The sequence below is a fragment of the Streptomyces sp. NPDC001922 genome (genome assembly GCF_042891165.1).
Taxonomy (GTDB): Bacteria; Actinomycetota; Actinomycetes; order Streptomycetales; family Streptomycetaceae; genus Streptomyces.
Genome location: NZ_JBIASV010000013.1, coordinates 1 through 19009 on the forward strand (window position 1 = coordinate 1; position 19009 = coordinate 19009).

Sequence of the window (19009 nt, forward strand, 5' to 3'; positions counted from 1 at the left end):
CGGATCTGATTCCGGCATGCCGAAATCGTCCCCGCTGGGAGATCGTGCTGAGTGGTTTGCCGCCGGTGCGGCTCGAGTGGCTGCTCCGGAACCGTTACGGCTCCGTGGCAACCCGAGGAACACTACACGACCCCCCTGGGCCTCACAAACCTGTGGCGGAGCTCCGCGCACCGCCGTACAGTCGGGCGCATGACGCGTGCGCACACCCAACTGTGGTGGGCCGCCTGACGGCGGCCGATCTGCGCATGCACCGACACACGGCCGCCGCTTCCGGCGGCCGTTCGCGTTTTCCGCACTCTGCGTCACGCACCGGCCCCGGCGGGCGGCGGTCCCGAGACAACGGGAGACGACAGAGATGACACGCACACGGGTCTTCAGCGGGGTCAAGCCCACCGGACATCTGACGCTGGGCAACTACCTGGGGGCCATCCGGCGTTGGGCCGAGGTGGACCAGCACCGGACCGACGCCCTCTTCTGTGTGGTCGATCTGCACGCGCTGACCGTGGACCACGACCCGGCCCGGGTCCGGCGGCTGAGCCGGCAGGCCGCGACGCTCTTCCTCGCCGCGGGGCTCGACCCCGAGCTGTGCACGCTGTTCGTCCAGAGCCATGTCGACGAACACACCCGGCTCGCCTATCTCCTGGAGTGCACCGCCACCGACGGGGAGCTGCGACGGATGATCCAGTACAAGGAGAAGGCCGCCCGCGAGCGGGCCGGGGAGAGCGGGGTCAGGCTGTCGCTGCTGACCTACCCCGTGCTGATGGCGGCGGACATCCTGGCCCATGGGGCCGACGAGGTCCCGGTCGGCGACGACCAGGTGCAGCACGTCGAGCTGACACGGGTGCTGGCCCGGCGGTTCAACGACCGGTACGGGCGGGTGTTCACCGTGCCCCGGGCCACGCGCCCCGCGGTCGCGGCCCGGGTCATGGACCTGCGTGACCCCACCGCCAAGATGGGCAAGTCGCACGCCGAAGCGTCGGGCATCGTCTATCTGCTCGACGAGCCCGACACGGTGCGACGGAAGGTGATGCGTGCGGTGACGGACTCCGGGAGCGAGGTCGTGTACGACCGGGAGACGCGTCCCGGCCTGGCGAATCTGCTGGATGTGCTGGCCGCCTGCACGGGCGGCCGGCCGGAGGACCTGGCCGGGGAGTTCGCCTCGTACGGCACCTTGAAGAAGGCCGTCGCGGAGGCCGTGGTGGAGGTGCTGCGTCCCCTGCAGGAGCGGCACGCGGAGCTGAGCGCCGACCCCGGGTACGTGGACGGGGTGCTGAAGGACGGAGCCGAGCGGGCGCGGGGCCGGTCCCGGGCGACCGTGGACGCGGCCTACCGGGCGATGGGGCTGCTGCCCGCGGCCTGAGGATCCCCCTCCCCGCGGCGCACGAGCCCGGTGACCGGGGAACCGGAGCACCGGGCTCGGTTGGCCGGGGAACCGGGGCGCCCTGCCGTACGGGCTCGCGTGCCCGCGGGCGGCGACGGTGCCGTGGCCGGGTCGGTGTGTCCGGCGGCGGTGCTCGGTTGTTCCCCCGCCGCTGCCGCCCGTGCCCGTCCGCCCCATGCCCCCTGCCCCGTACCCGGTCGGCGGGGTACGGGGCAGGGGTGGGGCCGGGGGCTGGTTCAGCCGTTGCCGGAGGCGAGTTCGCGGCTCCGGTCGCGGGCCGCCTCCAGGGCGGAGAGCAGCGCGGCGCGGACGCCGTGCCGTTCGAGCTCGCGGATCGCGTTGATGGTGGTGCCCGCCGGCGAGGTCACCGCCTCGCGGAGCTTGACCGGGTGCTCCCCGCTGTCCCGGAGCATCACGGCGGCGCCGATCGCCGCCTGGACGATCAGGTCGTGGGCCTTGTCCCGGGGCAGGCCGAGCAGGATGCCCGCGTCCGTCATGGCCTCGACCAGGAAGTAGAAGTACGCGGGCCCCGAGCCGGAGAGGGCGGTGGCCGCGTCCTGCTGGGCCTCGGGGACGCGCAGGGTCTTCCCGACGCCGCCGAAGATCTCCTCGGCGTGGGCGAGGTGTTCCGCGGTGGCGTGGCTGCCCGCCGAGATGACGGACATGGCCTCGTCCACCAGGGCGGGGGTGTTGGTCATGACGCGGACCACGGGCGTGCCGGGGGCGAGCCGCTCCTCGAAGAAGCCGGTGGGGATGCCCGCGGCGCCGCTGATGACCAGCCGGTCGGACGGGACGTGCGGCACGAGCTCGTCGAGCAGCACCCCCATGTCCTGGGGCTTCACGGTGAGGATGAGGGTGTCGGCCTGCTTCGCCGCCTCCGGGTTCGAGACGGACTCCACGCCGTAGCGGCTGCGGAGCTCTTCGGCGCGTTCCGGACGGCGTGCGGTCACCAGCAGGTCGGACGGGGACCAGCCGCCGCGGATCATTCCGCTGAGCAGGGCCTCGCCGATCTTGCCGGTGCCGAGGACGGCGACCTTCTGCGTCATGGGGGCGTTCACCTCATCGGGGATACGGGTTGCCGCGCGCCCTCGGGCACGGATGCGGACGCGCGGGTGGTGCGGGCTCCATCCTGGCACCGGTCGCGGGCCGGTGCCGGGTCGTACCACCCTGTGGGAAGGGCGGGGGTGTGCTGTGGGCGGGCGTGACCGGTGGGGCCGCGGGGCTTGGCCGACCCACCGTTACGCCCTGCCGGGCGGGGCGGGCCCGGCCGCCACGGGTCGGCCCGGAGCCGCGCCCGCCGGGCCGTCGTCGGATCCCGTCGGGCGGGCGAAGCAGGTGGAGCGGTGGGATCAGGTGGGGCGGTCGGAGCGGCTGGGCGGGGAGGATCGGGTGGCCGGGGAGGATCAGACGGTGCGCCGGCGGAGCGTGGCCGCGCCCAGGGCGAGCACCAGCAGCGCGCTGCCCGCCACGACCGCCGCGTCGCGGACGAAGTCACCGGTCACCGAGGAGTGGCGGAGCACCTCGTTCATGCCGTCCACGGCGTAGGACATGGGCAGCACGTCGGAGACGGCCTCCAGCACGGGCTGCATGGTGTCCCGGGGTGCGAAGAGGCCGCACAGCAGGAGCTGGGGGAAGATCACCGCGGGCATGAACTGCACCGCCTGGAACTCGCTGGCCGCGAAGGCGCTGACGAACAGTCCGAGTGCGGTGCCGAGCAGGGCGTCCAGCAGGGCGACGACGAGCAGGAGCCAGGGCGAGCCCGCGATGTCGAGGTCGAGGGCCCAGACGGCGAGCGCCGTGGCGAGGGACGCCTGCACCACGGCCAGCAGTCCGAAGGCGAGCGCGTAGCCGACGATGAGATCGCCCTTGCCCAGCGGCATGGAGAGCAGGCGCTCCAGGGTGCCGGAGGTGCGTTCGCGCAGGGTGGCGATCGAGGTGACCAGGAACATCGTCACCAGCGGGAAGATCCCGAGCAGCGAGGCGCCGATGCCGTCGAAGGACCGCGGGTCGGCGTCGAAGACGTAGCGCAGGAGCCCCAGCAGCAGGCAGGGGACGAGCAGCAGCAGGGCGATGGTGCGCCGGTCGTGGCCGAGTTGCCGCAGGACGCGGCGGGCGGTGGCGAGTGTGCGGGCGAGGTTCACCGCTGTTCCCTTCCGGTGGTCGTGGGGCCGGCGGCCGGGGCGCTGCCGGCGGCGGCCGGGACGGCCGGGGCCGGGCCGGTGTCCGTGGCTCCGGCCTCGTCCCGCTGCCGCGCGGCGTCGACCAGGCGCAGGAAGGCGTCCTCGACGGTCGCGGTGCCCGTCCGGGCGCGCAGCGCCTCCGGGGTGTCGTCGGCGAGGATCCGGCCGGCCCGCATCAGCAGGAGCCGGCCGCAGCGCTCGGCCTCGTCCATGACGTGGGAGGAGATCAGCAGACTCGTGCCGCGCTCCTCGGCAAGCCGGTGGAAGAGGTTCCAGAGGTCGCGGCGGAGGACGGGGTCCAGGCCGACGGTCGGCTCGTCCAGCACGAGGAGTTCGGGGCGGCCGAGCAGCGCCACGGCGAGGGAGACGCGGGAGCGCTGTCCGCCGGAGAGGGCGCCGGCCAGGGCGTCGGCGTGGTCGCCGAGGTCGACCTCGGCGAGCGTCCGGTCGACCTCGGCGCGCCGCTCGGTACGGCCCTGGCGGGGGTCGAGCACGGCGGCGTAGTAGTCGAGGTTCTGACGGGCGGTGAGGTCGGCGTAGACGGACGGGGCCTGCGTGACGTAGCCGACGCGCGAGCGCAGCGGGGCGGCGCCGGCCGGGTGGCCGAGGACGTCGAGGGTGCCGGTGACCTTGGCCTGGGTGCCGGCGACGGCGCGCATCAGGGTCGACTTGCCGCAGCCGCTGGGGCCGAGCAGGCCGGTGACCCCGCCGCGGGGGATGTCGAAGTCGAGGGTGTCGAGGACGGTGCGGCCGCCGCGGACGACGCTGAGGCCGCGGGCCCGGATGGCGGGCTCCCCGGATTTATTCATCATGCGATGAATAATGCTGCCGGGGGTGGCACGCGTCAAGGGGCCGGGAGGGCGCGGAATCGTTTGCTCCGGCGTGCTTCGTGCGCCTGCCGGTCTCGGCCGGCCCGCTGGTCCCGGCATGACCGCCCGCTGATCCCGGCATAACCGCCCCGCTCGTCCCGGCATGACCGACCCGCTCGTCCCGCCTCGACCCGGCGTGGTGCGGCGCAGTGCAGTGCGGCACGGGAAGACGGCGCGGCGCGGCAGGGCTCAGCCGGCCCCCGTCCGCCCGGGGCGACGGCCGCCGTCCCGGCGTGCCGTTCGGACCGCGCCTTCCCGTGCCGCCCGGCGCCGGGGCCGTAGGGTCGGCACCGGCGCATCCCGCGCATCCGCGTCCCCGGGGATCGAGAGATCCGGTGACGAGAGATCGGGTGATCCGTGGAAGGTTCCTCGCCGGCCCGTTCACCGGCCGCCGCCCGACGGGGCGCGGCCCCGCTCGGCACGCTCCTGGCACTGCTCGCCTGCCTGGCACTGTCCGCGTGCGCCACCGGAACGGGGCAGACCACCGCCACCGGCGCCGACGGCGTCGGGGATCCGATCTTTCCCCGGCTGGGGAACCGCGGCTACGACGTCGGGCACTACGCGCTCCGGCTGGACTACGACGTGGAGCGCGGCAGGCTCGACGGGACGGCCGGCATCACCGCCACGGCCACGGCCGAGCTGCGCAGTTTCAGCCTGGACCTGGCCGGACTGACCGTCCGCGAGGTGACCGTCGACGGCCGGCGGGCCACGGCGCGGCGCACCACGGACAAGCTGGTCGTCCGGCCGGAGAGTCCGGTGCGCAAGGGCGCGGTCTTCCGTACGACGGTCGACTACGACGGCACGCCGCGGGCGCTCGTCGACCCCGACGGCTCGACCGAGGGCTGGGTGCCGACGGACGACGGGGCCCTGGTGGTGGGCGAGCCCACCGGCTCCATGACCTGGTTCCCGGGCAACAACCACCCCGGCGACAAGGCCGCCTACGACTTCGAGCTCACCGTCCCCGAGGGCTGGACCGCCCTGGCCAACGGGGAGCTCCGGGACAGCCGGACCCGCGCCGGCCGCACCACGTTCCGCTGGCACAGCGGCGAGCCGATGGCCAGCTACCTCGCCACCGCCACGGTCGGAAAGTTCGAGGTGACCCGGTCGACGACGCGGAGCGGGCTGCCGCTGCTGGTCGCCGTGGACCCGCGGGTGGCGAAGCGGAGCGCCGGGCCGCTGAGCGGGATGGCGGAGATGCTGGAGTGGGAGAGCGGGCTGTTCGGCCCGTACCCCTTCTCCTCCGCGGGCGCGATCGTGGACCACGGGCCAAGGGACGTGGACTACGCGCTGGAGGTCCAGACCAAGCCCGTCTATCCGGACGCCCCGGACCGCCTGACGGTCCTCCACGAGCTGGCGCACCAGTGGTTCGGCAATTCGGTGACGCCGAAGACCTGGCGCGACATGTGGCTCAACGAGGGCTTCGCCACCTACGCGGAGTGGCTGTGGACCGAGCAGCACGGCGGGGACTCGGCGCAGCGGACCTTCGACAAGATGTACGCCAAGGGGGAGGACGACCCGCTGTGGGAGTTCCCGCCCGGCGACCCGGGCACGGCGGAGAACATCTCGGACGACCCGGTCTACGAGCGCGGCGCGATGGTGCTCCACGAGCTGCGGAGGGCGGTCGGCGACCGGACGTTCTTCCGGATCCTCAAGGGGTGGGCGACGACGTACCGGCACCGGAACGCCGACTCCCACGACTTCATCGCGTTCTGCGAGAGGGAGGCGGGCAGGGATCTGGGCGGGCTGTTCGCGGCCTGGCTGTACGGGGAGGGCCGGCCGGCGCGGGCCTCGTCACCGTGAGGGGAACGCCTTCCCCGCCTTGGGGCAATCCGGAGGGGCGGGGCACTCGGAGACACCCGGCCGCGGGCGGAACGGCGTCGCCGGGACATCCGCCGGATCAGCCGCGCTTGCGCCGCTTCGCCGAGCCGCGGGCGGCCGGGTTGCCCGCGCGCGCCGCGCGCCGGCGCTCGTGCAGCTCGCACTCCCGCTCGTACTCGGCGCGGTGCAGCTTCTCCCCCGGGGCCTCGACAAAGGCGCGGCAGAACCAGGCGAGCAGCACGCCGATGAAACCGATCATGCGGACGCTCTGCAGGGAGCGTTCCACGGACGCGTCGGTGGCCGGGTCCGGACGGCGGGTGAAGCCCTCCCAGGCACGCCGGAAGGCGAGCGCGTTGCACGCCGCGAACATCACGACCACCAGCATGCTGACGAAGCCGCCGACCGCGGCGATGCTCAGCCCCTCGTATCCGAGGCGCAGCACGAAGGCACCGGCCGCGGCCGCCACCAGCGCGCCGGCGGCGACGCCGACGCGCCGCAGCACGTAGGTCCCGTCGTGGTGCACCCAGGTCGTCCCGAAGAACCGGATCGGCTCGGGCCGGGGGGCGGCGGGCTGCTGCGTCTCACTCATGCCGTCGATTATGGCCCGGCCCGGCCGGAGCCCGGCGGTACGGGCCCGGTGCCCGGGAGCCCCGTCACCGGGCGGCCCGCCCGTCAGCCGAGCTTGCTCACGTCCCGCACCGCGCCCTTGTCCGCGCTGGTCGCCATCGCCGCGTAGGCGCGCAGGGCCTGGGAGACCTTGCGCTCGCGGTTGGCCGGGCGGTAGCCGCCGACCTTCTCCAGCAGGGCGGCGCGGCGGGCGGCCAGCTCCTCCTCGGAGACCTCGAGCTCGATGGCGCGGCCCGGGATGTCGATCCGGATCAGGTCGCCGTCCTCGACGAGCGCGATCGTGCCGCCGGACGCCGCCTCGGGGGAGGCGTGGCCGATCGACAGGCCGGACGTGCCGCCGGAGAACCGGCCGTCGGTGATGAGTGCGCACTTCTTGCCCAGGCCGCGGCCCTTGAGGAAGGAGGTGGGGTAGAGCATCTCCTGCATGCCCGGTCCGCCCTGCGGTCCCTCGTAGCGGATGACGACGACGTCGCCCTCCTTCACCCGCTTGTTCAGGATCGCGTCGACGGCCTCCTCCTGGGACTCGCACACCACGGCCGGGCCCTCGAAGGTCCAGATGGACTCGTCGACGCCGGCGGTCTTCACGACACAGCCGTCCTCGGCGAGGTTGCCGTGCAGGATGGCGAGGCCGCCCTCGGTGGAGTAGGCGTGCTCGATGTCGCGGATGCAGCCGCCTGCGGCGTCGGTGTCGAGCGTGTCCCACCGCTCGGACTGCGAGAAGGCGGTCGCGGAACGGACGCAGCCGGGCGCCGCGTGGAACATCTCGACGGCCTCCGCGGACGGCGAACCGCCGCGGATGTCCCAGGTCTTCAGCCAGTCGTCGAGGGAGCTGCTGTGCACGGTGTGCACGGCCTCGTTGAGCAGGCCCGCCCGGTAGAGCTCGCCGAGGATCGCGGGGATGCCGCCGGCCCGGTGGACGTCCTCCATGTAGTACGTGCCGTTCGGCGCCACCTTGGACAGGCACGGCATGCGGCGCGACAGGGCGTCGATGTCGGGCATGCCGAAGTCCAGCCCGGCCTCCTGGGCGGCCGCGAGCAGGTGGAGGATCGTGTTGGTCGAGCCGCCCATGGCGATGTCCAGCGCCATGGCGTTCTCGAACGCGGCCCGGGAGCCGACGGTGCGCGGCAGCACCGTCTCGTCGTCCTGCTCGTAGTAGCGCCGGGTGATGTCGACGACCGTGCGGCCCGCGGCCTGGTACAGCGCCTTGCGGGCGGTGTGGGTGGCCAGCACGGAGCCGTTGCCGGGGAGCGACAGGCCGATCGCCTCGGTGAGGCAGTTCATCGAGTTCGCGGTGAACATGCCGGAACACGAACCGCAGGTGGGACAGGCGTTCTCCTCGATGAGCGCCATGTCCTGGTCCGAGACCGCGTCGTTCGCCGAGTCGGCGATGGCGGAGATCAGGTCGAGCTTGCGGACGGTGCCGTCGACCAGCGTCGCCGTGCCGGACTCCATCGGGCCGCCGGAGACGAAGACCGTCGGGATGTTGAGGCGCATGGCGGCCATCAGCATGCCCGGAGTGATCTTGTCGCAGTTGGAGATGCAGATCAGCGCGTCGGCGCAGTGCGCCTCCGTCATGTACTCGACGGAGTCGGCGATCAGGTCCCGGGAGGGCAGGGAGTAGAGCATCCCGCCGTGGCCCATGGCGATGCCGTCGTCCACCGCGATGGTGTTGAACTCCCGCGGAACGCCGCCGGCCTCCTGGATCGCCTCGGAGACGATCCGGCCGACCGGCTGCAGGTGGGTGTGGCCCGGCACGAACTCGGTGAAGCTGTTGGCCACCGCGATGATGGGCTTGCCGAAGTCCTCGCGCGCTACGCCGGCGGCGCGAAGAAGGGCACGGGCGCCCGCCATGTTGCGTCCGTGGGTGACGGTGCGGGACCTCAGCTCTGGCACGGGTGGTCACTCCCTCTGGGGGTTCTCCGGTCTGCGGCGCTCACGCGCTTCGGCGTCCGGCCGCCCGGCGACGCCGCCGGGACCTTACGAGGGTACGCCCCGAGGCCAGGATCCGGACAGCTTGTCCGCAATGCGGGACGCCCGTCTCACCCTCCCGGGGACCTCCGCCACGGGATGAGGTGCCCCGTCCGGCCGCGGACGGTACGGGAACCGCTACGGCACCGGCGCGCGCCCCGAGTACCGCCGGCGTCCCGCGCCCCGGCGGGCCCGCGACCCGGCGGGTCAGTCCTCGGTGAGATAGCGCTGCAGCGTCGGGGCGACCTTGTCGATGATCTCCTCGATGTCCGCGGAGGCGAGCGGTTCGACCTTGACCACGTACCGCAGGATCGCGATCCCGACCATCTGCGACGCCGCCAGCTCGGCGCGGAGCTCCGGGTCCGGAACGGCGAGCTCCCCCGCGACCCGCCCCAGCAGCCGGCGCAGCACGAACCCGCGCAGCACGCTCGCCGCCGCGTCGTGGGTGAGCGCGGAGCGGATGACCGCCAGCAGCGGGGCCCGGGTCGCCGGGTTCTCCCAGATCCCGAAGAAGTAGCGGGCGAGCCGCTCCCCGATGCCCTCGGTCCCCTCGGCCAGCACATCGGGCACGCTCATCGCGGGCTCGAACGACACCTCGATGGCAGCGGCGAAGATCTGCTGCTTGGTGCCGAAGTAGTGGTGGACGAGGGCCGAGTCGACCCCGGCGGACTTGGCGATGCTCCGGACGGAGGTCTTGTCGTACCCGCTCGCCGCGAACTCCGCCCGGGCCGCGGCCAGGATCCGGTCCCTGGTTCCGGGGCCGTCACCGGCGTCCGTCCGGCTCGGCCTGCCGCGCCTGCGGGGCTTCGGCGCGTCCGCCGCGCCCTCGGCCGGCGGACCGCCCGGCCCGGCGCCGTTCACTTCCGGCCGGCCCGCGCCGACGAGGCCAGGTGCAGCCGGGTGAAGGCCAGCGCCTCCGCCAGGTCCGCCTCCCGCTCGGCGGCCGACATCGCCCGCCGGGTGTTGACCTCGACCACGACATGGCCGGTGAATCCGCTCCCGGCCAATCGTTCCAGCAGCGCGGCACAGGGCTGGCTGCCGCGCCCCGGCACCAGGTGCTCGTCCTTGTTGGAGCCGTTGCCGTCCGCGAGGTGGATGTGGGCGAGCCGGTCGCCCATCCGGTCGACCATGTCCAGCGCGTCGTTGCGCGCCGTCGCCGTGTGCGACAGATCGACCGTGAAGTGCCGGTAGTCGTCCTTGGTGACGTCCCAGTCCGGGGCGTAGGCGAGCATTTCGCGGTCCCGGTAGCGCCAGGGATACATGTTCTCGACCGCGAACCGGACGTCCGTCTCGTCCGCCATCCGCCAGATTCCGTTCACGAAGTCCCGGGCGTAGTTGCGCTGCCACCGGAACGGCGGGTGCACGACGACCGTGGAGGCGCCCAGCTGCTCCGCGGCCGACCTGGCCCGCTGGAGCTTCACCCACGGGTCGGTGGACCACACCCGCTGGGTGATCAGCAGACAGGGCGCGTGCACGGCCAGGATCGGCACCCCGTGGTAGTCGGAGAGCCGGCGCAGCGCGCCGATGTCCTGACTGACCGGATCGGTCCAGACCATGATCTCGACACCGTCGTAGCCCAGGCGCCCGGCGATCTCGAAAGCGGTCGCCGTGGACTCCGGGTACACGGACGCGGTCGACAGGGCGACCTTCGCTTCCGGGATGCGCACCGCTGGTTGAGCCACGGGAGACAGCGTACGGCGTGCGGGGGACGGATTACCGGGCCACCCCGCGATCGGCGGAGAGACCCGGGTCACCCCGGAGGCAGGTGGTCCAGCCGCCGGAGGATGACGCCCTCGCGCAGCGCCCAGGGGCAGATCTCCAGCTCCTCCACTCCGAACAGGTCCATCGCGGCCTCCGCCACGAGCGCCCCGGCGAGCAGCTGGGAGGCCCGGCCCTCGGACACCCCGGGCAGCTCGGAGCGCTCCTCCACGGTCATGGCGGAGAGCCGCGGAACCCACTCCTCCAGCGCCTTCCGGGTCAGCACCCGCTCGACGTAGAGCCCCTCGGCGGACCGGGCCGCTCCGGCGATCCGCGCCAGCTGCTTGAAGGTCTTGGAGGTGGCGACGACGTGGTCCGGCGGGCCGAACCGGGTGAACTCGTGCACGATCCTGGCGATCTCGGCCCGGATGTGCCGCCGGAGCGCCTTGACGTCGGTCGGCTCCGGCGGGTCGCCCGGCAGCCAGGAGCCGGTGAGCCGGCCGGCGCCCAGCGGCAGCGACGCCTCGCGGTCCGGCTCCTCGTCGAGCCCGTAGGCGATCTCCAGCGAGCCGCCGCCGATGTCCAGGACCAGCAGCCGTCCGGCCGACCAGCCGAACCAGCGCCGCGCGGCCAGGAAGGTGAGCCGGGCCTCCTCGTCCCCGGTCAGCACGGCCAGGTCGACCCCGGTCTCCTCGGTGACCCGGGCGATGACGGCCTCGGCGTTGGTCGCCTCACGGACGGCGGAGGTGGCGAACGGCAGCACCGCTTCGACGCCCTTGTCCTCGGCCGCCTGGAGCGCGTCGGAGATCGTGGCGATCAGCCGGTCGACGCCGTGCTCGCCGATCGCGCCGTCCTCGTCGAGGAGTTCGGCGAGCCGCAGCTCCGCCTTGTGGGAGTGGGCGGGGAGCGGGCGCGCGCCCGGGTGCGCGTCCACCACGAGCAGATGAACCGTATTCGAACCCACGTCGAGGACACCGAGTCTCATACGGTGCACGCTACTGCGGCGCGTGACGGGTCATGAACGCGCCTCCGCACGCTTACGCTGGTGACGTGGGTAAGACGAAAAAGGCCAAGCCGGACGAAATGGCCGATGCCACCGGCCCCACCCCTCCGGACGACGAGGTGGGGCTGGACTTCACACGCGCCTGGGTCGAGTTCCCGGACCCGGAGGACGACGAGCAGCTCTTCCGCTGCGATCTGACCTGGCTGACCTCCCGCTGGAACTGCATCTTCGGCCAGGGCTGCCAGGGCATCCAGGCGGGGCGGGCGGCCGACGGCTGCTGCACGCTGGGCGCGCACTTCTCCGACGAGGAGGACGAGCAGCGGGTGGCCGGGCACGCGGCCCGCCTGACGCCGGACATCTGGCAGTTCCATGACATCGGCACCGCCTCCGGCTGGGTCGAGGAGGACGAGGACGGGGAGCGCCAGACCCGCCGCTGGAAGGGCTCCTGCATCTTCCAGAACCGGCCGGGCTTCCCGGGCGGCGAGGGCTGCTCGCTGCACATCCTGGCGCTGCGCGAGGGACGCGAACCGCTGGAGACCAAGCCGGACGTGTGCTGGCAGCTGCCGGTCCGGCGGACGTACGAGTGGGTCGACCGGCCCGACGACACCCAGGTGCTGGTGATCTCGATCGGCGAGTACGACCGGCGCGGCTGGGGCAGCGGCGGCCACGATCTGCACTGGTGGTGCACGTCGGCCACCTCGGCGCACGGCGCGGGCGACCCGGTGTACGTCTCCTACCGGCCGGAACTCACCGAGCTGATGGGCAAGGGCGCCTACGACCGGCTGGTCGAACTCTGCGAGCAGCGGCTGGCCGCCCAGCTCCCGATGGCCCCGCACCCGGCGGACCCGGCCTGACGCCGCACGGCTCCGGGGCGGCCCGGGCGGTGTGACGGTACGGGTCCGGGCCGGGCCGTGGCGGTGTGGGGCAGGGGTCCGTACCGGTCCTGGCGACGCGACGGCGGGCGTCCGTACCGTTCCCCGGACGTGACGACGGGAAGGCATCGGTCCGGAGGATGGCGACGGCGGGAATCCGCACCGTCCGGACGGCCGTCACTCCGACGGGACGGCGGTGGCACTGCCGCTCCGTGACGGGGTGCCGCTGCTCCCCGACGGCTCCTCGGGCGCCGACGGCCCCGGTGGGGTCGGTGTCGGGGACGGCTCGGACGGCGGCGGGGTCGTCGTCGGCCCGGGAGTCGCCCCGCGGCCCTCGATGGCCACCACCGCTCCGGCGGGAGCCACCGACACCCGCGCCGTCCAGGGCCCGGCCGGCTCCCGGTCGTGGTCCACCACCGCGGTGATCGTCACCGACTCCCCGGGGTGCAGCAGGCCCGCCGTCAGGCTCAGGCGCAGCCAGGGGGCGTCCGCCGAGGCGGACCAGCGCACCGGCGAGCCGCCCGACGCGGTCATCGTGATCAGCGTCGTACCGCCGCTCGGCTGCGCGGCGACCGTCAGCCGCCCCGGCCCCTTCGCCGCCGGCCCGCCCGGGGGTGCCAGGGACCCGCTGCCCGTCCGGGTGGTCCCGGACGGCAGGGACGACCAGGAGGCACGGGCCGTCGGCGTCCCCCGGCCGCGGTGCCCGGCGGAGTGCCGTCTGCCGTTCTTGTCCACGACCTCCACCGACACGTCCGGGGACCGGCCGCCCGTACGGAACCCGGGCTCCGGCCCCGCCTCGGCGTTGCCCGCCTCCTCGTACGGGTGGCCGGAGAGCCCGCCGGGACCCGCATCGGCCGCGGTCACCGAGCCCGTCTCCCGGCCCTCGCCGGTGACCGGCGCCTGCTGGTACGCCGCCCACAGCGCGAGCACCGGCGCGGCGACCACGGCCGCGACCACGGCCGTCGTCACCGCCCGGCTGCGCATCCGGCGGCGCCGGGCGACCCGGTCCTTGGGGTCCATCGGGAACCCGCTGCGGTGGAAGCGCGGCCCGGTCCGCCCGATGGCCCGGCCACCGCGGCGGGTGCGCGCCATGGCGGCGTAGGCGGCGGCGCGTGGCGCCTGGAGCACCGGCAGGGTGCCGGGCTCGGCGGTGCTGCCGGGCCAGGGGCCGCGCGCGGTCGCGCGCTCGGCGGTGCGCCGGCAGTCGGGGCAGTCGTCGACATGCCGTACGAGCTCCCGGCGGAGCGCGGCCCCGAGCAGCACCTGGCTGTCCCCGGTGAGCCGGGCGACGACGGGGCACTTTCCGCGCTCCACGACGACGAGCGCGGCACGGGTCCGCTCCACTTCGCAGGCGGCGCTCGACAGCAGCGCGCGGGCGGCGTCGGGCTCCAGCCCGAGGACGGCGGCGACCTCGTCCGGCGGCAGCTGGTGCCGGACCGCGAGTTCGAGCGCCTCCCGCTGCTCCGGCGTGGTGCCCGCGGCCTCCGGCCAGGCGAGAGCGGCGAGTTCCCGGCGGTGCCGGGAGGCGGCGGCCTCGGCCGGCTCGGCGGTGCCGGACGGCTCGGCGGCACCGGATGATCCGGGAGCACCGGATGGTTCAGGAGTGCCGGGCGGCGCCTGGCTCCCGGAAGCGGAGGGGGCGGGCCTCCGCGCCGGCGGGGCGGGGGACTTCGGCGCGCCCCCTTTCGAGGCCGGCACTTTCGAGGCGGCCACTTTCGGGGCCGACGCTTTCGGGGCCGACTCTTTCGGGGCCGACGGCTGCGGGCCGGATGCCTTCGGGGCGGCGGGGCCCGGGGCCGAGGACTTCGCGGCAGAGGGAACAGCGGGCTCCGGGGCGGGAGGCTTAGCGGCAGAAGGAGCAGAGGGCTTCGGGGCGGCGGGCTTGGCAGCGGACTTCGGGGCGGAGGCGCCCGGCCCTGGGCCACCGGGCTGCGGGGCACCCGGCCGCGCGCCGCCCGGCTGCCGGATACCCGATGGCCGGGTGCCCGATGACTGGACGCCCGGCCGCGGTGCTTCCGGGAGGGGCGCCGGGGCCGGTGTGCCGCCCGTCCGGCGCTGCTCGGCGAGCCGTTGCAGACAGGCCCAGCGGGCGAGGGCGTAGAGCCAGGGCCGGTACTGCGTGCCGTCGGCCGGCCGGCGCCCGTCCTGCGTCCGGGCGAGCGCCATGACGTCGCCGAGTACGGTGGTCGCCGCCTCGTGTTCGCAGAGCACGGACAGGCAGTAGGTGAACAGGCCGTCCAGATGGGGCTCGTAGCGGGCGGTGAGCTGCTGCGGGTGCCGCTCGGACGCGGGCCCCGGGGCGGGGTGCTCCGCTTCCGGAGCGGAAACGGACCCCGGCTCCGGAGCCGAGACGGACCCCGGACTGCCCGTGGAGCCGCCACCCGTGGAGCCGCCACCGGGGGCGCCGCTGCCGGAGGTGCCGCCGCTCGTGGAGCCACTGTCCGAGGCACCCTGCGCGGAGCTCTGCGCACGGCGTTGCGCCCGGTGTGCGCCGGTGGTGTGCGTGAACTTTCCGCGCCTGCTGCTCATCATCCGGCGACGGTAGGCGGATGATGGCGGGCCGCTCGGACCACTTGGGCAGATTTAACCCCATCGGGTGACCATGTCACTCAAAGGGGGACACGCACTCCTCTTGCACGGCCGCGCCTCTGCTATAAGCCATCGCGCGCGGAGGATTCGGCGCATGGGACCGCCCGGCCCGGCCCGTTCACCCGGCCCGCTCCGCCCTCCCCGCGCGGCGCACTCGGGGCGCCACCGCTCCCTGCGCCACGGCTCCCGGCACCCGGGCACCCGGCCACCCCGCACGCCGTACTCCGCCACCCCGCACCCCGGTGTCGGACCCCACCGCTACGGTGAACGGCATGGCTGCCCGCACCTCCCGTTCGTCCGCCAAGGACCGCCCCTCCTACCGCTGCACCGAGTGCGGCTGGACCACCGCCAAGTGGCTCGGCCGCTGCCCGGAGTGCCAGGCGTGGGGCACGGTCGAGGAGTTCGGCGGCGCGCCCGCGGTCCGTACCACCGCGCCCGGCCGCGTCACCTCGGCCGCGCTGCCGATCGGCCAGGTCGACGGCCGCCAGGCCACCGCCCGCAGCACGGGAGTGGCCGAACTGGACCGGGTGCTGGGCGGCGGGCTCGTCCCCGGCGCCGTCGTGCTGCTGGCCGGAGAGCCGGGCGTCGGCAAGTCCACGCTGCTCCTGGACGTCGCCGCGAAGGCCGCCTCCGACGAGCAGCGCACCCTCTACGTCACCGGCGAGGAGTCGGCGAGCCAGGTCCGGCTGCGCGCCGACCGGATCGGGGCGCTCAACGACCACCTCTACCTCGCCGCCGAGACCGACCTCTCCGCCGTCCTCGGCCATCTCGACAGCGTCAAGCCGTCCCTGCTCGTCCTGGACTCCGTGCAGACCGTCGCCTCCCCCGAGATCGACGGGGCGCCCGGCGGCATGGCCCAGGTCCGGGAGGTCGCCGGTGCGCTGATCCGCGCCTCCAAGGAGCGCGGCATGTCCACCCTCCTGGTGGGCCATGTGACCAAGGACGGCGCCATCGCCGGCCCGCGGCTGCTGGAGCATCTGGTGGACGTGGTGCTGCACTTCGAGGGCGACCGGCACGCCCGGCTGCGCCTGGTCCGGGGCGTGAAGAACCGCTACGGCGCGACGGACGAGGTGGGCTGCTTCGAGCTGCACGACGAGGGCATCACCGGCCTCGCCGACCCGTCGGGCCTCTTCCTGACCCGCCGGGACGAGCCGGTGCCCGGGACCTGTCTCACCGTCACCCTGGAGGGCCGCCGCCCCCTCGTCGCCGAGGTGCAGGCGCTCACCGTCGACTCGCAGATCCCCTCGCCGCGGCGGACCACCTCGGGCCTGGAGACCTCCCGGGTCTCGATGATGCTGGCCGTCCTGGAGCAGCGGGGCAAGATCTCCCAGCTCGGCAAGCGGGACATCTACAGCGCCACGGTCGGCGGGGTGAAGCTGTCCGAACCGGCCGCCGATCTGGCTGTGGCGCTCGCCCTGGCCAGCGCCGCGAGCGACACACCGCTGCCGAAGAACCTGGTCGCGATCGGCGAGGTCGGCCTGGCGGGCGAGGTGCGCCGGGTCACCGGGGTGCAGCGGCGGCTGGCCGAGGCGGCCCGGCTCGGCTTCACCCACGCGCTGGTACCCGCCGACCCGGGAAAGGTCCCGGCCGGGATGCGGGTCACGGAGGTGGCGGACATGGGTGACGCGCTCCGCGTTCTGCCCCGGCGCACGCGCCGTGAGGCCCCGAAGGAGGAGGCACCACATAAGTAGTCCGGCCGCCGGTAGACTTTGCCCTGGTCTCGCCCGTACGTACGCACCCGGGCCCCCCAATCCTGCGACCGGAGGAGTGCAGTGGCAGCCAGCGACCGGACGGCAGCTCCCGGGAAGTCCGGCGGGAGCTCCGGCGCCGATGGCCTGATGCGAGCCTCGCTGAGCGCGGTCGCGCCCGGCACGGCGCTGCGCGACGGGCTCGAACGCGTCCTGCGGGGCAACACCGGCGGCCTCATCGTCCTCGGCATGGACAAGTCGGTCGAGGCGATGTGCACCGGCGGCTTCGTGCTCGATGTCGAATTCAGCGCGACCCGGCTGCGCGAGCTGTGCAAGCTGGACGGCGCGCTGATCCTCGACAAGGACATCACCAAGATCGTCCGTGCGGGTGTGCAGCTGGTCCCGGACGCCTCGATCGCCACCGAGGAGACGGGCACCCGGCACCGCACCGCACAGCGCGTCTCCATCCAGGCGGGCTTCCCGGTGGTCTCCGTCAGCCAGTCGATGCGGCTGATCGCGCTGTACGTCGGCGGGCAGCGCCGCGTCCTGGAGGACTCCGCGGCGATCCTCTCCCGCGCCAACCAGGCCCTGGCCACCCTGGAGCGCTACAAGCTCCGGCTCGACGAGGTGGCGGGCACGCTCTCGGCGCTGGAGATCGAGGACCTGGTGACGGTCCGGGACGTCTCGGCGGTGGCTCAGCGCCTGGAAATGGTGCGGCGCATCGCCACGGAGATCGCCGAGTACGTCGTGGAGCTGGGCACCGACGGCCGGCTCCTCTCGCTCCAGCTGGACGAGTTGATCGCGGGAGTGGAGCCGGAGCGCGAGCTGGTGGCCCGCGACTACGTGCCCGAGCCGACGGCCCGGCGCTCCCGCACGGTGCCCGAGGCGATGACCGAGCTGGACGCGCTCAGCCACGCGGAGCTGCTGGAGCTGCCCACGGTGGCGCGGGCGCTGGGGTACAGCGGCTCGCCCGAGGCGCTGGACTCCGCGGTCTCCCCGCGCGGCTACCGGCTGCTCGCCAAGGTGCCCCGGCTGCCGAACACCGTCATCGAGCGGCTGGTCGAGTACTTCGGCGGCCTGCAGAAGCTGTTGGCGGCCAGCGTCGACGACCTGCAGACGGTGGAGGGTGTGGGCGAGGCCCGGGCCCGCTCCGTCCGCGAGGGCCTGTCCCGGCTGGCCGAGTCCTCGATCCTCGAGCGGTACGTGTAGTACCGCCCCCGTCCACCGGCCCCGTCGTCCCCGGACGGCGGGGGCCGCGGCGCCGGAGCTGCGGTCAGTCCTTGGCGAGGGAGAAGGAGACCTGGGCGGTCGGCAGCCCGGCGCCCTTCACCTCCACCAGGTAGGTGCCCGGCTTCGCCGAACCCGCCGACGGCGTGGCGCACTTGGGCTCACTGGGCCGGCGGTCCCACTCGACGTCGCGCGTGGCCTCCCCCTCGGCGGGGACCGCCAGCTGCATCCGGCGGCTCTTCTTCGCGCAGTCGTCCGAGGCCCAGAGCGGATCGTCGTCGTCCGAGAAGGTGATGGTCATGACCGCGGCCTTCTCACCGAACGTCACCTTGCAGGACTGTGCGGAGGAGTTCTTCGCGACGATCTCGAACTCGGGCTTCTCGTCCGGGGCGTAGGAGTTCTTGACGCTGCGCACGCTCAACTTCACCACGTCGCGCGTGCAGTCGGGGAGGCCCGTACCGGCCGGGACGCCGGCTCCGCCGCTGCCGCCCGCACCCGTCGCCGCGCCGCCCTGTCCCTGGCCGTCGTCGCCGGCGCCCGCCGTCGCGGAACCGCCGGCTCCGCCACCCGGCCCGCCGCTCGCGCCCGCGGAGCCGCTGCCGCCGCCCGTCGACTCGTCGCGGCCGCCGGGCCGTTCGGTGACGGCCGGACCGGACGAGGAGGGGCCGGGACCGATCGACGACGCGGGACCGCCGCCGTCCCGGCCCTGCCCCCGGTCGTCCTGGCCCCCCGAGCCGCCGGAGCCGACGGCCCACAGCACCAGGAGGGCGAGCAGCGCGACCACGCACAGCGCAACTGCCCTCCGTCGCCAGTAGATGGAGGAGGGAAGCGGCCCGACCGGATTGCGCAGAGATCCCACGCGCAAACTGTACGAGAGATCGCCCCGTTGACCGGCCAGTACCCGCCGCCATTCCGTCGTCTTTTCCGGATCATCATCACGGAGTCCCGCCGCGGGTCCCGGACCGCCGTGCGGCCGGCGCGGCGGCCGTCACGCACCGCGACCGAACGGGCGGTCCGGGCACCGTCCGTGACCATCCGGGAAGGGGAACGCCGTCACCGTGCACCCCGGCTCCTCCCGCCGCCACCGGG

The 19009-nt window shown here is 74.1% G+C and carries 15 protein-coding genes; 5 read left to right on the top strand and 10 right to left on the bottom strand.

Annotation, left to right across the window (positions count from 1 at the left end):
* The first annotated feature begins 355 nt into the window (after window positions 1-355).
* Entirely contained in the window at window positions 356-1360 is a 1005-nt protein-coding gene (gene trpS / locus ACFYYR_RS23715; RefSeq protein WP_388856984.1) for a tryptophan--tRNA ligase, read from the top strand.
* A gap of 257 nt (window positions 1361-1617) precedes the next feature.
* Here trpS and proC read toward each other — a convergent pair whose 3' ends face one another.
* From proC to ACFYYR_RS23730, 3 genes are all read right to left on the bottom strand, one after another.
* Window positions 1618-2427, bottom strand: coding sequence for a pyrroline-5-carboxylate reductase (gene proC / locus ACFYYR_RS23720; RefSeq protein WP_388856987.1), 810 nt, complete (start codon window positions 2425-2427; stop codon window positions 1618-1620).
* A gap of 357 nt (window positions 2428-2784) precedes the next feature.
* Complete coding sequence (locus ACFYYR_RS23725; RefSeq protein WP_388856990.1) at window positions 2785-3522, bottom strand: ABC transporter permease; 738 nt, start codon at window positions 3520-3522, stop codon at window positions 2785-2787.
* On the bottom strand, window positions 3519-4373 hold the full coding sequence (locus ACFYYR_RS23730) for an ABC transporter ATP-binding protein (RefSeq protein ID WP_388856993.1): 855 nt from the start codon (window positions 4371-4373) through the stop codon (window positions 3519-3521). Before ACFYYR_RS23730 ends, ACFYYR_RS23725 begins: the two co-directional genes overlap by 4 nt.
* Before the next feature lie 414 nt (window positions 4374-4787).
* Between ACFYYR_RS23730 and ACFYYR_RS23735 the strand changes: the two genes are divergently transcribed.
* Window positions 4788-6230: a M1 family metallopeptidase gene (locus ACFYYR_RS23735; protein ID WP_388856996.1), complete on the top strand. Its 1443-nt coding sequence runs from the start codon at window positions 4788-4790 to the stop codon at window positions 6228-6230.
* Window positions 6231-6327: 97 nt separating this feature from the next.
* On the opposite strand, the gene ACFYYR_RS23740 is transcribed toward ACFYYR_RS23735, so the two are convergent.
* The 5 genes from ACFYYR_RS23740 to ACFYYR_RS23760 all read right to left on the bottom strand — a co-directional run bounded on the left by ACFYYR_RS23740 (window position 6328) and on the right by ACFYYR_RS23760 (window position 11526).
* Window positions 6328-6837 carry a hypothetical protein gene (locus ACFYYR_RS23740; RefSeq protein ID WP_388856999.1) on the bottom strand — a complete coding sequence of 170 codons (510 nt, stop codon included), beginning with the start codon at window positions 6835-6837 and terminating at the stop codon, window positions 6328-6330.
* 83 nt (window positions 6838-6920) lie between these two features.
* Window positions 6921-8768: a dihydroxy-acid dehydratase gene (gene ilvD / locus ACFYYR_RS23745; protein ID WP_388857002.1), complete on the bottom strand. Its 1848-nt coding sequence runs from the start codon at window positions 8766-8768 to the stop codon at window positions 6921-6923.
* Between the two features lie 282 nt (window positions 8769-9050).
* Window positions 9051-9704 (bottom strand): TetR family transcriptional regulator, encoded by a 654-nt coding sequence (locus tag ACFYYR_RS23750; RefSeq protein ID WP_388857005.1) that lies wholly within the window; start codon window positions 9702-9704, stop codon window positions 9051-9053.
* Window positions 9701-10525 (bottom strand): sugar phosphate isomerase/epimerase, encoded by an 825-nt coding sequence (locus ACFYYR_RS23755; protein WP_351508716.1) that lies wholly within the window; start codon window positions 10523-10525, stop codon window positions 9701-9703. Before ACFYYR_RS23755 ends, ACFYYR_RS23750 begins: the two co-directional genes overlap by 4 nt.
* Before the next feature lie 68 nt (window positions 10526-10593).
* A complete protein-coding gene (locus ACFYYR_RS23760) occupies window positions 10594-11526 on the bottom strand; it encodes a Ppx/GppA family phosphatase (protein ID WP_388857008.1) in 933 nt (310 codons plus the stop codon).
* A 65-nt stretch (window positions 11527-11591) separates the two neighbouring features.
* Here ACFYYR_RS23760 and ACFYYR_RS23765 point away from each other — a divergent pair, with 65 nt between their 5' ends.
* Window positions 11592-12398, top strand: a complete 807-nt coding sequence (locus ACFYYR_RS23765; protein ID WP_388857011.1) for a hypothetical protein — start codon at window positions 11592-11594, stop codon at window positions 12396-12398.
* A gap of 195 nt (window positions 12399-12593) precedes the next feature.
* Here ACFYYR_RS23765 and ACFYYR_RS23770 read toward each other — a convergent pair whose 3' ends face one another.
* Window positions 12594-14114, bottom strand: a complete 1521-nt coding sequence (locus ACFYYR_RS23770) for a sigma-70 family RNA polymerase sigma factor (RefSeq protein ID WP_388857580.1) — start codon at window positions 14112-14114, stop codon at window positions 12594-12596.
* A 1163-nt stretch (window positions 14115-15277) separates the two neighbouring features.
* Here ACFYYR_RS23770 and radA point away from each other — a divergent pair.
* Together radA and disA are read left to right on the top strand one after the other, a co-directional pair.
* A complete protein-coding gene (radA, locus tag ACFYYR_RS23775) occupies window positions 15278-16696 on the top strand; it encodes a DNA repair protein RadA (protein ID WP_388857014.1) in 1419 nt (472 codons plus the stop codon).
* An 81-nt stretch (window positions 16697-16777) separates the two neighbouring features.
* Window positions 16778-17902: a DNA integrity scanning diadenylate cyclase DisA gene (gene disA, locus ACFYYR_RS23780; protein WP_388857017.1), complete on the top strand. Its 1125-nt coding sequence runs from the start codon at window positions 16778-16780 to the stop codon at window positions 17900-17902.
* 64 nt (window positions 17903-17966) lie between these two features.
* Here disA and ACFYYR_RS23785 read toward each other — a convergent pair whose 3' ends face one another.
* Entirely contained in the window at window positions 17967-18779 is an 813-nt protein-coding gene (locus ACFYYR_RS23785) for a hypothetical protein (RefSeq protein ID WP_388857020.1), read from the bottom strand.
* Window positions 18780-19009 lie beyond the last annotated feature (230 nt).